Origin of the sequence: Streptomyces sp. UG1, from assembly GCF_049974585.1 — a bacterium.
In the GTDB taxonomy this organism is placed as follows: domain Bacteria; phylum Actinomycetota; class Actinomycetes; order Streptomycetales; family Streptomycetaceae; genus Streptomyces.
On record NZ_JBNGGG010000008.1, the window covers coordinates 136,531 to 149,649 of the forward strand.

The window sequence follows — 13,119 nt, forward strand, 5'->3', positions numbered from 1 at the left end:
CATCACCCGAAACAGCGATCGTGCAACACCCGTTGCGGCTGCCAGCGCCAGAGCACCTGGCACTGAGCTGTAGCAATCCCATTGGATCTGCCTCGTGTCACAGCATCTACCCGAGAGAACTCCTGCCCGTCCGGCAGCGTCAGCGCTATGTCGGACGGAGTGGATCCAGCCCCTCGCGGTCGTCACCGTGCGGGCCGTCCACCTACCGAATCCTTGGTTCCACCCCCTGGGCTGAGAAGAGCAGCGCTGCCCGCTGCGCGGCCCTGGCCTGCTGCCAGTAGGGGTGTCACCACACATGGACCGACAGCTCCAGCAGGTGGCGGCGCAGGGGCGACTGGTATCCGCTCTTCCCCACGCCCGTCGTCGCCGAATCGCTGCTGGACCGGCTGATCAACGCCAGCCACCAGGTCATCATGAACGGCTCCAGCTACCGGCCCAACAAGCGGCCCAGGAATCACGTCGGCAAGAACGGCGCAGCCTCATGGTCGGTCGTCCAGCAAATTCGCCGCTCACGGTCCTGATCGCTCGCGAGGCCAGGCACCGAGGCTTTCAACGCGGCAGCGTCTGCCCGCTAGAAGCTGTCCGGCCGATCACGTGATCATCGCTTGATTTGCTCGTTCTGCGGTTGGTGCGGGCGCTTGCGTGATCACCGACAGGTGATCGATGGGATGCGGAAGTACTCGAGCTGCCGGACGTACATGCGGCGATTCTCACTCGCCGCAGGGCCGCCCGCCGCGTGCAGGTAAGCGGTGCAGAAGCCGTCCTGGGGGGCGCGGCTCCCGTCGCTGATGCCGTGAGGCCAGGATGACGGGTCATGACGATCGTGTTCCGGGTCCCTGCCGACGGTGCGGAGCGGGTGGGGTTCGCCTACTCGCCGACGATGGAAGCCGTGCTGAGTCTCCATGTGCTGGTGGAGCCCAAGCACCACCCCGTCCAGCACGGCTGGGTGCGTGCGATGCGCAAGCTGTCCCCGGCGCTGAAGCGGGAGATCGACGCGTTCTCCTACGCGGTGCGCTCGTACTTCCCCGAGTTCCTCTTTCCACGGCCGACCGGCCAACTGGCGGACTTCGAAGACGAACTGGCCGGCTTGCGCGGGGCGGATCCGGAACTGGTCCGCCTGGAGTTCGCCGTGCCCCTGCTCACGCCCTGGCCGGGCGGCGGCGAGGGCAGGGATCCGCACGTGCTGGACGCACCGGAGGTACGCGGCCTGTTGCGGGAGCGCCTCGCACGGGAAAGCGACGAAGCGATGGCCGCGATGCTCCTCGACGACCCCCGCGCGCTGCTCGAACGGTTCCTGAGCATGCTGGAGCGCTACTGGCGGGAGGCGTTCGAGGAGGAATGGGCACGGCTCGAACCCGAACTCGCCGCCGGCGTCAGCGAGGCCGGACACCAGATCGAGCAGCGCGGCCTGTACGGGATGCTCCGCGGCCTGTGGCCGGAGGTGCGCAGCGATCCGCAGGCCGAACGCTTCTGGCTGGAGCGGCCGCACGACCACGAGGTCGCCATCGGCCCGGACGACACACTCGTCCTCGCCCCCAGCGCCTACGTGTGGCCACACGTACGCGTCAACTGCGACGGTCCGTGGCCCCTCGGGCTCGTCTTCCCCGTCTCCTCGATCGTCCGGGAAGCCCGCCCGCGGATTCCGCCGACCAGGCTCGTCGGCACACTCCGCGCGCTCGCCGACGACACCCGGCTGCGCGCCCTGCGACTGCTCGCCGAACGCCCACGCAGCACACAGGAGTTGGCCCCGCTCGTCGGCGTCAGCGAGGCCGCCCTGTCCAAGCACCTGCGGGTGCTGGCGGACGCGGGCCTGCTGGAGCGCCGCCGCGAAGGCTATTACGTCCTGTACCGGCTTGCGCCCGGACAGGTGGCGGGCCTGACCCCCAGCCTGGAAAGCTTCCTGCACGGCGATGGCGAGGTGACTGAGTACGAGTGAGCCGGACTGATTAGCCATCTGCCTAATAAGTGGATCAGGCCCCCGACGGGACCCGACAGTGGCCGCATGTCACTGCTGAAGGACCGCAACTTCCTGCTTCTCTTCGCCGGCCAGGGCATCTCACGCTTCGGCGACGGCCTGTACACCGCCGCGACCGCCTGGCTGGCCTGGTCACTGACGAAGGACCCCACGGCCGTCGCCGTGGTCAGCGTCTCCGCGTTCGCGCCCGCCTTCGTGGCCACCTTCGTCGTCGCCTCGTACGCCGACCGCCGCGACCGCCGGAAGCTGATGATCGCCACCGACCTGGCCCGGGTCGCCGTGGTGGCCGTGGCTTCGGTCCTGCTCTCCCTCAACCTGCTGAACCTGCCCCTGCTCGTGGCGACCACGGCGCTCCTGGCGCTGATCGGTGCCCCGTTCGCCCCGGCCCGCAACGCCATCGTTCCGCAGATCGTGCCGGACGACCGCCTCCAGCAGGCCAACGGGCTGCTGCAAGTCGCCTTCCGGGCCGCCTTCTTCGTCGGCCCGCTGATGCTCGCGCCGCTGCTGGCCTTCGGCTCGCTGCAGTCGGCGCTGGTGGTGAACGGACTCACCTTCCTGGGCTCGGCGGCCGCCGTGGCCGCCATCCGCGTGACCCGCCCCGCCCCGACCAGCACTCAGACCGGGCTGTGGTCCGATCTCGCCGCCGGGCTCAGGGCGGTGCGGGCCGCTCCCGACGTACTCGTGGTCATCGTGACCTTCGTGCTCGCCCTCGCCCTGACCAACGGCTTCCTGACCGTCGGGCTGGTCGCGGTCGTGGGACAGGGCGGGCAGTACGGCCTGCTGCTCGGCGTCGCCGGGGTCGCCGAAGTGGCGGGTGCCCTGCTCCTGGCTGGCCTGCGCATCCGCAGACTCGCCCTGGCCGCGGTGCTGGCGTGGGCCCTGCTCGGGATCTTCCGGGCTCCGCTGGGAACAGTCACCCCCCATGCTGTGGCGGCGGTTCTCCTGACCGCCACGGGGCTGGCCTCGGCCCTCACGGACATTCCCTTGATCGCACTGGTGCAGCAGCGCATACCGAGCCATCATCTGGCGAAGGCGCTCGGCCTGTGGGAGGCCGGAGTGGCAGGAGCCCTGGCGATCTCCCCCTTCGTGGCCTCGACCGCCATCACCCTCGCCGGAGTCGAGAACGCCTTCCTGCTCTCGGGAGCCGCCGTTGTCGTCCTGGCCGTGACCGCCACGCTCACCCTCGCATGCGCCGGCCTGCGGCAGCCCGATCAGGAGCCCGTCGTCACGGCCGACGGCACGGCAAGCGTCGCGGGGCCGGAAGAGACAGCGGTGAGCACGGCCAAGCCAGAATGACTGCGCGGATCAGCTCAGGACCCCAAGGACCGGCCGTCAGTGGTGCGAGGCACTGTCCACGGAGCCAGGAACCGCCCGGTCGATCATGTGACTGTTGCCTGATCTGCTCGTTCTCCGAGTATTCGGAGGGCGGAACGCGGCGATCTGTGAATCTCCCCCTCCTTCAGGGGGAGCGTCAAGGCCGGACGACGGGGAGAACGATGCGTGAGGGCCGTGCCGCGTCGTGCGCGATCTCCTGGCGTGCCGGGTGGAAGTCCGTTCCGCTGTCAGGGGACGCGCCGGTGCTGAGGTTGCGGTCCCAGCGTGGGAAGTTGCTGGAGGTGACGTGGACGCGCAGACGGTGACCGGCACGGAAGACATAGCTGGTCGACCACAGGTCGACGACGTGTTCGGCGAATTCACCGGGTGTGGTCTTCACCCGTGCGATTCCGTCGACGACGTTGAGGGACACCCTCTGGGAGTCGACGTCGCAGAGCCGGACCACCCAGTCCGTTGAAGGGGCATCGGTCGCGGCGTGGACGAAGGCGCGGACCCGGCCGGTACTCGCTGGACATCAGGATCGCGCCGCCGACCGTCGGCACCGGATCGGCCGGATCATGGACGTACGTCTCGACGCCCCCCTCGGGTCCCGGAGCATCGAACGCGAGCCCGCCGTCCGGGTGCAGGAACACGTCCGTGTCCACGGCACGGGCGAGCGGCCACTCCTTCCTCCAGGGCCTTCAGCACGCGCAGGCCGCGCTCGAGAGAGCTGATCGTTTTCACCTGGTACTGCCGCATGAGACGACCCTCACCTGCGCAGATGGGGAGCGGATTTCACCAAGTGAAAAGCTAGCAGGGAACTGTTGCTCGCGTCCCGGCTCGTCGGAGACCGTTCCTCCAATGACGCGAGGAGGCGACATGACCGTCGAGACAGCGGGGGGCTTCCCTGCCACTGGTCGGGCACACGGCGCAGCCGGCAGGGCCGCCGTGGTGGCCGAAGGCGAGCTGCTGTGGACGCCCGGCCCGCGGCGGGTCGCGGAGGCCAATGTCACGCGGTTCGCGGATTGGCTGTCCCGGGAACGGGGACTGCGGTTCGACGGATACGACGAGCTGTGGAACTGGTCCGTCACCGACCTGGAGGGATTCTGGGGCGCACTGTGGGACTACTTCGGCATTCGGTCGACGGCCCCGTACTCCTCGGTGCTCGACGGCCGGAACATGCCAGGGGCGCGGTGGTTTCCCGGGGCGCGGCTGAACTACGCCGAGCACGTCCTGCGAAACGAACGGTCGGGCACCGACGCCGTGGTGTTCGGCTCCGAGAGCGCCGCTCCGGTCGGCCTTCCGTGGGAGGACTTCGCGGGCCGGGTGCGCGTCCTGGCGACCCGGTTGCGGGCGTTCGGCGTACGCCCCGGCGACCGGGTCTGCGGGTATCTTCCGAACGTGCCTCAGGCCGCGATCGCGATGCTCGCGACGACGGCCATCGGGGCCGTATGGGCGAGCGCTTCCCCCGACTTCGGGTCGCGAGGCGTCATCGACCGGTTCGGCCAGCTCAGGCCGAAGGTCCTGTTCTGCGTCGACGGCTACCGCTACGGCGGAAAGACCTTCGTCGGGTCGTCGTACTGCTCCTCGGTGCCGCCTGTGGTGAGGGCGAGGTACTCACGGCCCAACCGGAGCGCGGAGGCGTCGCTGGTCTGTTGTGCGTATCCGGCGAGGAAGGCGGCGGCGATGCCGGGGTGGAAGTACGCCTGCCGGGGCGACCGGAAGTCGACCACGCGCAGGAAGGCCGTCTCGTCCGGGAAGTCGGTGACCAGGGTGGCGCCGCGGCGGCTGGTGAACAGCCGGTGGGGCAGGTCGGGCTGGTCGGCGAGGATGCGATCCAGCCACCGGTGGACGCCCTCGGCGGTGTAACAGTCACCGGTGACCAGCGCGGAGAAGCCCAGTTGGGCGGTCTTGAGGTTGTCCTCCAGAGGGTCCTGCGCGAAGTCGCGAAGGTCGTAGGCTCCGCCGGTGCCGGGGTTCTGGAAGCGCGCGAGCGTGGTGTTGATCGCGGTCGCGGTGTCGTAGCGGCCGAGCAGCCAGGAGGCGATCGCGAGGGGGGAGGTGGTAGACGGGGCTGCCGCCGCCGGGGGCGTCGTAGGGGCCGGGGCGGAGGTCGCCTTCGTCGGTGAGGGCCTCGCGTTCGGCCCAGCCCATCATCGCGGCGGCGGCGTCCGGGGCTCCGCCCACCAACAGGGCCCAGGGGGCGCGCCACCACGAGTTGGCGGTCTCGGCGCCTTCGGGGCGGCCGTCGTCGGCAATGCGGTCGCGCAGCCAGGCCACCCCTTTGGACCGTGCCTGGCTGATCCGGGTCAGCAGGTCGGGGGTGGGTTCGGTCGGCCAGGGGGCCGTTTCCGTGTCTGACGCGCGGGTCGTCATGGTGTCTTCTCCAGGGCGGTTGTGGAGGAAGGAGTGAGGAGGAGGGTCAGGTCGTCGAACGGTTCGTCCACGGGGTAGACCCCGTTGAAGAGTTCGGATCCCTGAGCCGTCAGCCGGACGTGCGTGCCGAGGCAAAAGCCGGTGTGGTCCGTCGGATCGGCGGTCCGCAGGCGGAGAGTGGTCAGGGGGATGCGCTCGGGTGACTGGCCGGGCGGTGCCGCGATGGTCAGGGTTCCCGCGCCGCCGATGACGGACAGCCAGGGGTCGGCGATGCGGAGGAAGAGCAGCCCGTGGTGGGCTGCGAAGCGCACGTCTCCCCGGAACTTCAGCAGGCCGGTGACCGTGTCGGCGTCGAATGCCGACGCATCGTACTCGCCTCCATGATCGCGCCGTCGCGGCGGGAGAAACTGCGCTACGAGGCCGCCCAGTGGGCGCATGGCCCGAAGATCGTCGAGCACAACTCGGACGGGAAACATGGCGAGGGTTCGCCGCGGCCAAGGAACTGACCGACGTCGCCGCCGGCATCATCCTGATTTCACTGCCCGGCCACACCTGCGGCCATGCCTGCGTCGCCGTGGACACTGGCACCCGATGGCTGCTGCACTGCGGGGATGCCTTCTACCACCCCGGCACGCTCGACAGCGGTCCCGTGCCGCGCTCGCTGCGTGCCATGGAAACCGCGTTGGCCTGGGATCTGAAGCAGGTCCACGATAACCACGCCCGCCTGGCCGAGCTGTACCGCCGCAACGAGCCCGACCTCGTGATCATCAACTCGCACGACCGAACGCTGCTGGAGAAGGCTCTCGAAGCGCACACACGGTGAGCTGGAGGCACTGCCGTACGGCTCCGGCCCTCGAACCTCCACCAGGGCCGAGCACCTCGAGTTCCCGGCTTCTTGGGGCCTGGCCTGGGCCCGTGCAGTCACCCGCAGGCCGTCGTCTCTACGTCGGCGTCCCGGTTCAGGCCCGTCGCACCGCCTCGCATGAGCACAGGAACGGCCCGGTCGCAAAGTACCGGGCCGATGCCCACGCAGGTGTCCGAGCTGAGTTCCGCCCGGTTCGCGGCACTCTGCCGTGCCGCGGTTGAAGAGCTTCCGCCTGTCAATTCACAGGTAAAGCTTCTTGTTGATCGGAATGCCGTTCTCCCGGCAGTACGTCTCGTAGTGGTTGATGTACCACCACACGTCGAGCGTCTCGAGGAACTCGCCCTGGTCGTCGAAGAAGTCGATCGGCCCCTGCAACCACCCGAACAGCTTCACACCCTCCGGATGATCGCTCACCAGCGTGTGCGACAGCCCCGGCGTCTCGTAGATGAAGCTTCCCGGCCCCGCCACCCAGTCGTACTCCAGGTACCGGCAGCTGCCCTCCAGACACACCATCACCACCGTCCCCCGATGGTTGTGCGTCCCGACCACCCCAGGACCCTTGATCCACAGGATGTTGCTGAACGTGTTGCTGCGCACGTCGAAGCCCAGATGCCGGATCGCCGCACCTTCCCCGAAGGGAACCCACGGACTTTCCTCCTCCGACATCCCGATATGACTGCCGTCCACCCCGTACCGCTCGATCACGTCCTTGTACAGCTGCGGCGTGTCCACGATCTTGTACGCGGTGGACGGTGCCGAAAGCCCCGTCGTCTCCACATCGGACATTGACGATGCCTCCTTGCATCTGAAATCGGAAAACGCGTCCCGCTGCTTCCCGTCGGCCCTTCGACTCGGAGATCCCTGCACTGGACCGTTGCTGCGAGCCTAAGACGCGGCGTGTTCCGGGTCGCGAGTCGTTGGACCCGATCCTCCGGGTCAAGTCCGCCGACGGAACCTGCGACATATGTCGCAGGAGTGTTCACTGCCCGCTCACACTCGGTGAGGGCCGGCCTAAGGTCGCTGGCGCGGTACCAGCCCCTGTTGCACGGCGAACAGCGCGGCCTGCGTGCGGGACGTCATTCGAAGTTTGCGCAGCACGTTGCTGACGTGCGTGCGTGCAGTGCGTTCGCTGATCACCAGTTCGTCGGCGATCTGCTGGTTCGTCCATCCCTCGGCCACGAGGACGAGCACGTCCCGTTCACGTCCCGTAAGGGCCGCGAGCCCTGTCGGGGGTGAGACGATCTCCTGTGTGAGTCCGCGGGCCACCGCGGGGTCGAGGAATACCTCGTCCCTGGCCGCCGCACGAATCGCGGAGACCACCTCGCCCGGCTCCGCGTCCTTGAGGAGATAGCCGGCCGCTCCCTGAGCGAGCGCTGCGTGCACACGCTCCATCTCGCCGAAACTGGTGAGTACCACGATCTGGACCTCGGGATATCGCTTCTTGATCGCCCCGATAGTGGTGGCCCCGTCCATCTTCGGCATAAGGAGGTCCATCAGCACGACATCGGGCATGCACTGGTTCACCGCCATCCACTCCAGACGCGCGAGGGCCTCCTGACCGTTGGCGGCCTCCTCTGCCACCTCCATGTCGTCCAGAACTTCCAGGTAAGCGCGGATACCCCGTCGGACGACCGCGTGGTCGTCCACGATCACCACCCGCGTTCGCCTCGGCACGGCGCCGTTCACCACGGCGCCGTTCACAGGGACACCGTCCGCAGATCGGTCGGGTCTGCCGTCGATTCCGTCGGGACCGACTCCGGTAGCTGGATGGGCAGCGGTATGACCGCCCGCACTGTCGTGCCTCTTCCCGAGCGCGACCTGATGTTCAGGCTGCCTCCCCATCGTTCCGCCCTTTCCCGCATGGTGGTGAGTCCGTAACCGCGGTCGCCGGACCCCGCGGGACCCGCGCGGCCGCCTTCCGAACCAGTACTGGGTGTGCCGATGACCAGCCCGTTTCCATTGTCGGCGACCGTGGCGACAAGTGTGTGGTCCCGCAGCACCAGACGTACGGTGACGGCCGTGGCCTCAGCGTGCTTGACGGTGTTGTGAATCGCCTCAGCCGTGATCCGGTAGACGTCCTCGGCGAGTTCCGGTCCCAGTGCATCCAGTCTTTTCGAGAACGTCATCCTGCAGGCGAGGCCTGCACGGTTCTCCGTACTGCGCACGAGTGCCCTGACGGCTTCCTCCAGTCCCAGCCGTGTGAAGGGGGAGGGTCTCAGTTCGTGGACCATGGCACGCAGGTCGGCCAGAACGGTCTGAGACAGTGCTCCGATCTCGCCCGCGAAGCGCTGCACCGCAGCCGCGGGTACATGGCCTCCGCGATCACCCAGAATTCCGATCGCGTTGGCCTGCATGCCGATCGAGAACACCTGCTGGACGATCGAGTCGTGCAGGTCGCGGGCGAGGCGCTGCCGCTCGTCCTGGCGAGCACCGTCCCGCTCTCGTTGCAGCAGTGTCGCGTAGTCCACGGCGAGCGCGGCCTGCTCCGCCATGGCGGCCAGGAACTCCAAAGTCCGGCTGCTGATCTCCTGGCCGGGCGCGAAGTAGGCGTTGAGGACACCCTCCGCACGCCCTCGGACCATCAGCGGCACGCTGACGAAGGAATCCCAGGTGAGCTCCCCCAGATACGCGTGCAGGGGCTCCCAGGCGGGATCCGAGTGGATCTGCGCCCATCGGTGGGGCACCACGACCGGCTGGCCATCCCGAACCGCATCGAGCATGCACAGGCGTGCCCCCCGATCACGGCACTCCAGCAACCGGTCGAGGAACAGATCCCAGTGCCGCAGACCGGCGGATCCCAGCAGTCGCAACTCCTTGCCCGTGCTGTCCAGAATGAGAATCTGCACGCCGGCCAGGCCGTCCGTCCGGACGCTCTGCTGGGCCACAGCGTCCAGCGTCGCACCCAGCGAGCCCTCAGAGGCAAGCCCTATCGAAATGCGCGCGATCGCAGCGAGGCGACGGTGCCGCTGCCACTCGTCGGTCACATCACGGAACGACACCACCGTCCGTGTCAGGTCGGTCGGCAGTCTACGGGCACGATACGCAAGTTCACGCGACGCCCCAGAGGCAGGAACCCAGCACGCCACCTGTTCGTCAGGCCGATCCTCCAGGAGCCCCACCTGCGACACGATGGCCCGCTCGCCAAGCTCGAAAGGGGACTGCACCCCAATCAGTTCGGCTTCCGTGCTTCCGCCGCAGAGCGCAACCCCAGCAGGGTTCAGCTGCACGAAGCGGCCTGAATCGTCGATCAGGGCGAGACCGTCGGGTGCGACGGACGCAATGTCGTCCCACCCGACGAGCGGGGTACCGGACATGAGCGGGCTCCTCACCGATGCCGCCACGGACGAACGGTACACATGGACGGGTCATCCGACCGCGCCGCACATTGATGGTGGTCAACGCTGGTGGACACCAGCCATAACCTGTGGGCGGCGACATCATCGTAGCCCGAGGGTACTGGGCCCGTTCTACGTCATTTGACCTATTCCTTGTCGGGTCGAAGCTCCCGGTCAGACACGTCATTACTCGCGTTCCGCCGCGTGCGGCCGCCCGCCTAGCGTTGGCGCTGGGCCCGGGGGACCGGGCCGATCAACTGTCCTACGCCTGGTTCGGGCCCGCGGGTCGTTCCATCGGCCTTGGGGTCGTTGCCATGGCATGCCCCAGCCCCACCCTACGAGCCACAGGAGTCCGTAATGAGCACCACCGCCTCTGCCCCGGCCGACGGCCCGCTGCTTGTGATCAGCGCACACGCCGGGGACTTCGTCTGGCGGGCTGGCGGTGCCATCGCTCTGGCTGCTGAGCGGGGGCAGCGTGCCAAGGTGCTGTGCCTCAGCTTCGGCGAGCGCGGCGAGTCCGCCCGTGCCTGGCGGGACGGCCTCGCGCTCGACGAAATCAAGGCCCTTCGCCGTGCCGAGGCCACGAGTGCCGCAGCAGCGCTGGGTGCGGAGATCGAGTTCCTCGACGCCGGGGACTATCCGCTGCTCGAGACGCCGGAACTGGTGGACCGCATCGTGCGCGTGTATCGGGAGGTCGACCCCGGGGTGGTGCTCACGCACACGCTCGTCGACCCGTATAACGGGGATCATCCTGCAGCGGCGAAGATGGCCGTGCAGGCCCGCATCCTGGCGCAGGCAATCGGCTACGACGCCCCCGGTGAGCCGTTGGGCGCGCCGCCTGTTTTCTTCTTCGAACCGCACCAGCCGGAGCAGTGCGATTTCAAGCCCGACGTGCTGCTCGACATCACGTCCGTCTTCGACCGCAAGCGCAAGGCCATGGAGTGTCTGGCCGCTCAGCAGCACATGTGGGACTACTACACCGACCTGGCGAAACGCCGTGGTGTCCAGCTCAAGCGCAACGCCGGCCCCAACCTCGGTCTGGCGCACACAACGATGGCCGAGGCGTATGTCCGGCTTTACCCCCAGACCGTGGATGCCCTGGCGTGACGGCACAGCCGGCGGCGATGGGGCACGTATGTGGAAACCCGGCCCCGCCCGGCCTTGCGATCACTTGAGCCGCGTCCAAGCCAAGGCCCACGCGTGTGGCAGCTGCGGCAAGGAGATGATGAATGTGGGTCCCCAGTCAAAGGTTGCCCTGCACCCTGCGTCAGGCGCCTCGCCCCCCGACCGGACATGCACCGACTACGGCTGTGTGGTCACTGTCCGCGCGCTGTCTGCGGCTGCTGAGGGCGTTGTGACGTTGGAGCTGGCGTCGGCCTCTGCCATGGCCTTGCCAGAGTGGGAACCTGGGGCACACATCGACGTGGTTCTGTCTACCGGCCAAGTAGGCAAGTTCGCGCTGTGCGGCTCCTTGGTACAGACGCATGGGTGGCGGATCGCCGTGGCAGGGGGATCTGAGGGGGACCAAGGGCCGGACTGGGTCCAGGAGCATGCCCACCCGGGAAGCGAGCTGCGAATCCGTGGTCCGCACAACGACTTCCCTCTGCACCCCGCATCGCTCTATCTGTTCGTCGCATACGGCATCGGCATCGCCTCCGTGCTGCCGATGATCGCCCGTGCCGAGGCATACGGCGCCGACCGGACACTCCGTTATGGGGGCCGGAGCCGGTCGTCCATGCCTTTCCTGTCCGAGCTGCTCGGCTACCGGGAACGCGTGGTCGTCTGGCCGGAAGATCAATACGGGCCACCCGGCATCACAGGGTTCCTCGGCGACCCGGACCCTTCGATGCTGGTCTATTGCTGCGGCCCCGGAGAGCTGCTCGCAGCCGTCCGGGAACACTGCGCCGCATGGCCGCTTGGAGCTCTCCAACTACGGGAGTCGACCGCGTGGCCCGCCTGCCCCGGTGAAGAAGCGGAACTCACCGCTGGTTCGCCCGGAATCGCCGAGCTGGACCTCGAATCTGCCTCGACGCCAAGGCACGGTCGTCACACGCAGACGCCGCGGAATGCCCAGGAGCAGCGATCCACAGGGGCCTCCACGTGAACGGCCTCGTTTGGTTTTGGTCAACAGTGCCCTGCGAACTGCAGGACGGGGTACTGGTCAAGCACGGCTCTGGGCTCCAACCACTGGGCCTCCGCGGTCAGGCGGATCTGGTGCCGGGTAGGCCGGTCATGGCCCCCAGCGCCAGCGTTCACGCTGCTCCGGGCCGCGAGCGGTGATCGTGTACGCACGCACCGGAGCCGTTCGACCGCAGCGAATCCTGCCCGACCCACTCGTGCGAACAACGACAGCAAGGACGCGGAGCCTTGGCTGAGGTCACATGGGGGCTCGCCACCTCATACGCCCTACCACTCGGCGGGTTCACATGCCCCACCATGGCGGAGGACCCCTACGAGAGATCGCTGAAGGACGAATACAAACCGGCACACGCCTGGATGGCCCAGAACATCCCGGACGTGGCCCTAGTCATCGGCGGCGATCCCACTCGCGTCCTCAACGGCCCCATCACCTCGAACTTCGCAATCGGGGCAGCCACATCATACGAAGCGAACGATCGCGAACGAGGAAGGACGCCCGGTCCGGTCCTCGCGGGTGCGCCGCACTTCGCGGACCATCTCTCAAAGCCTGGCCAACGCGTCGTTCGACATCTCCATGTACCGAGAGCCCGACGTAGATCCCTGCCTGACCGAGCCGCTGGCGGCGTACCGACTGGCCTCCGGCGGCAACTGGCCCTGTGCCATGGTCCCGCTCGTCGTCGACTCCGGAGAACGCTCCCAACTCACTGCCGAGCGCTGCCTGGCCCTCGGGTACGCACTCGGCGACGCGATCCACCGCTACCCGAAGGGCATCAAGGCTGCTGTCCTCGGCACGGGCGGCATGTCCCCCGGTTCGCCGGTACCGGGCCGGTCAACGAGGCCTTCCACATGATGTTCCTCGACGCAATCGAGCACCTTCCGGGAGTACTGGCCGGACTGACCCGGGTGGTCTACGCCAGAGAAGCGGGCGCACTGGCCGTCGAGCTGTTCCTGTGGCTGATCGTGCGCGGCGCGCTGGGTCCACGGATCCGTAGGGTGCACGAGACCTGCCACGCCCGCGCGTCGGACACCGACGCCAGCCTGGTCCTCTACGAATCACTCAACGAAAACACCATTTCACCTGCAACGCCTTGATCACCTGTTGCGAACCCATCACC

13 protein-coding genes and 1 pseudogene are annotated in these 13,119 nt (G+C 68.0%); 9 read left to right on the forward strand and 5 right to left on the reverse strand.

Translation table 11 applies throughout. From position 1 onward, the window contains the following. Positions 1 to 320 precede the first annotated feature (320 nt). From ACP4J3_RS11365 to ACP4J3_RS11375, 3 genes and pseudogenes are all read left to right on the forward strand, one after another. Positions 321 to 521, forward strand: a pseudogene (locus ACP4J3_RS11365) (hypothetical protein); the annotation flags it as partial. Positions 522 to 814: 293 nt separating this feature from the next. Continuing rightward, on the forward strand, positions 815 to 1,936 hold the full coding sequence (locus ACP4J3_RS11370) for a DUF5937 family protein (RefSeq protein WP_426533066.1): 1,122 nt from the start codon (positions 815 to 817) through the stop codon (positions 1,934 to 1,936). Between the two features lie 66 nt (positions 1,937 to 2,002). Further along, on the forward strand, positions 2,003 to 3,271 hold the full coding sequence (locus tag ACP4J3_RS11375) for an MFS transporter (RefSeq protein ID WP_426533068.1): 1,269 nt from the start codon (positions 2,003 to 2,005) through the stop codon (positions 3,269 to 3,271). A gap of 175 nt (positions 3,272 to 3,446) precedes the next feature. On the opposite strand, the gene ACP4J3_RS11380 is transcribed toward ACP4J3_RS11375, so the two are convergent. Beyond that, positions 3,447 to 3,755: a CocE/NonD family hydrolase C-terminal non-catalytic domain-containing protein gene (locus ACP4J3_RS11380; protein WP_426533070.1), complete on the reverse strand. Its 309-nt coding sequence runs from the start codon at positions 3,753 to 3,755 to the stop codon at positions 3,447 to 3,449. A gap of 413 nt (positions 3,756 to 4,168) precedes the next feature. Between ACP4J3_RS11380 and ACP4J3_RS11385 the strand changes: the two genes are divergently transcribed. Then, positions 4,169 to 5,158 (forward strand): acetyl-coenzyme A synthetase N-terminal domain-containing protein, encoded by a 990-nt coding sequence (locus ACP4J3_RS11385; protein ID WP_426533072.1) that lies wholly within the window; start codon positions 4,169 to 4,171, stop codon positions 5,156 to 5,158. Positions 5,159 to 5,661: 503 nt separating this feature from the next. On the opposite strand, the gene ACP4J3_RS11390 is transcribed toward ACP4J3_RS11385, so the two are convergent. Continuing rightward, the gene (locus ACP4J3_RS11390) at positions 5,662 to 6,141 is read right to left on the reverse strand and encodes an HtaA domain-containing protein (protein WP_426533074.1); all 480 of its coding nucleotides are present in this window, start codon (positions 6,139 to 6,141) and stop codon (positions 5,662 to 5,664) included. Here ACP4J3_RS11390 and ACP4J3_RS11395 point away from each other — a divergent pair. After that, positions 6,093 to 6,488, forward strand: a complete 396-nt coding sequence (locus tag ACP4J3_RS11395; protein WP_426533252.1) for a hypothetical protein — start codon at positions 6,093 to 6,095, stop codon at positions 6,486 to 6,488. The two genes, ACP4J3_RS11390 and ACP4J3_RS11395, sit on opposite strands and share 49 nt — an antisense overlap. A gap of 282 nt (positions 6,489 to 6,770) precedes the next feature. On the opposite strand, the gene ACP4J3_RS11400 is transcribed toward ACP4J3_RS11395, so the two are convergent. From ACP4J3_RS11400 to ACP4J3_RS11410, 3 genes are all read right to left on the reverse strand, one after another. Next, the gene (locus tag ACP4J3_RS11400) at positions 6,771 to 7,316 is read right to left on the reverse strand and encodes a 2,4'-dihydroxyacetophenone dioxygenase family protein (protein ID WP_426533076.1); all 546 of its coding nucleotides are present in this window, start codon (positions 7,314 to 7,316) and stop codon (positions 6,771 to 6,773) included. A gap of 225 nt (positions 7,317 to 7,541) precedes the next feature. Next, on the reverse strand, positions 7,542 to 8,231 hold the full coding sequence (locus tag ACP4J3_RS11405; RefSeq protein ID WP_426533078.1) for a response regulator: 690 nt from the start codon (positions 8,229 to 8,231) through the stop codon (positions 7,542 to 7,544). Next, a complete protein-coding gene (locus ACP4J3_RS11410) occupies positions 8,228 to 9,844 on the reverse strand; it encodes an ATP-binding protein (RefSeq protein ID WP_426533080.1) in 1,617 nt (538 codons plus the stop codon). Before ACP4J3_RS11410 ends, ACP4J3_RS11405 begins: the two co-directional genes overlap by 4 nt. A 378-nt stretch (positions 9,845 to 10,222) precedes the next feature. Between ACP4J3_RS11410 and ACP4J3_RS11415 the strand changes: the two genes are divergently transcribed. From ACP4J3_RS11415 to ACP4J3_RS11430, 4 genes are all read left to right on the forward strand, one after another. Continuing rightward, complete coding sequence (locus ACP4J3_RS11415; RefSeq protein ID WP_426533082.1) at positions 10,223 to 10,972, forward strand: PIG-L deacetylase family protein; 750 nt, start codon at positions 10,223 to 10,225, stop codon at positions 10,970 to 10,972. Between the two features lie 247 nt (positions 10,973 to 11,219). After that, a complete protein-coding gene (locus tag ACP4J3_RS11420) occupies positions 11,220 to 11,969 on the forward strand; it encodes a ferredoxin reductase (RefSeq protein WP_426533084.1) in 750 nt (249 codons plus the stop codon). Between the two features lie 549 nt (positions 11,970 to 12,518). Further along, positions 12,519 to 12,854, forward strand: coding sequence for a hypothetical protein (locus ACP4J3_RS11425; protein WP_426533086.1), 336 nt, complete (start codon positions 12,519 to 12,521; stop codon positions 12,852 to 12,854). Beyond that, complete coding sequence (locus ACP4J3_RS11430) at positions 12,851 to 13,096, forward strand: hypothetical protein (RefSeq protein WP_426533088.1); 246 nt, start codon at positions 12,851 to 12,853, stop codon at positions 13,094 to 13,096. Before ACP4J3_RS11425 ends, ACP4J3_RS11430 begins: the two co-directional genes overlap by 4 nt. Positions 13,097 to 13,119 lie beyond the last annotated feature (23 nt).

What these genes read in the sequence shown, in the direction of transcription:
- ACP4J3_RS11430 (WP_426533088.1), top strand. Translation starts at nt 12,851, where the DNA reads ATGATGTTCCTCGACGCAATCGAGCACCTTCCGGGAGTACTGGCCGGA.
- ACP4J3_RS11415 (WP_426533082.1), top strand. Translation starts at nt 10,223, where the DNA reads ATGAGCACCACCGCCTCTGCCCCGGCCGACGGCCCGCTGCTTGTGATC.
- ACP4J3_RS11385 (WP_426533072.1), top strand. Translation starts at nt 4,169, where the DNA reads ATGACCGTCGAGACAGCGGGGGGCTTCCCTGCCACTGGTCGGGCACAC.
- ACP4J3_RS11375 (WP_426533068.1), top strand. Translation starts at nt 2,003, where the DNA reads ATGTCACTGCTGAAGGACCGCAACTTCCTGCTTCTCTTCGCCGGCCAG.
- ACP4J3_RS11370 (WP_426533066.1), top strand. Translation starts at nt 815, where the DNA reads ATGACGATCGTGTTCCGGGTCCCTGCCGACGGTGCGGAGCGGGTGGGG.
- ACP4J3_RS11390 (WP_426533074.1), bottom strand. Translation starts at nt 6,141, where the DNA reads ATGTTTCCCGTCCGAGTTGTGCTCGACGATCTTCGGGCCATGCGCCCA.
- ACP4J3_RS11400 (WP_426533076.1), bottom strand. Translation starts at nt 7,316, where the DNA reads ATGTCCGATGTGGAGACGACGGGGCTTTCGGCACCGTCCACCGCGTAC.
- ACP4J3_RS11410 (WP_426533080.1), bottom strand. Translation starts at nt 9,844, where the DNA reads ATGTCCGGTACCCCGCTCGTCGGGTGGGACGACATTGCGTCCGTCGCA.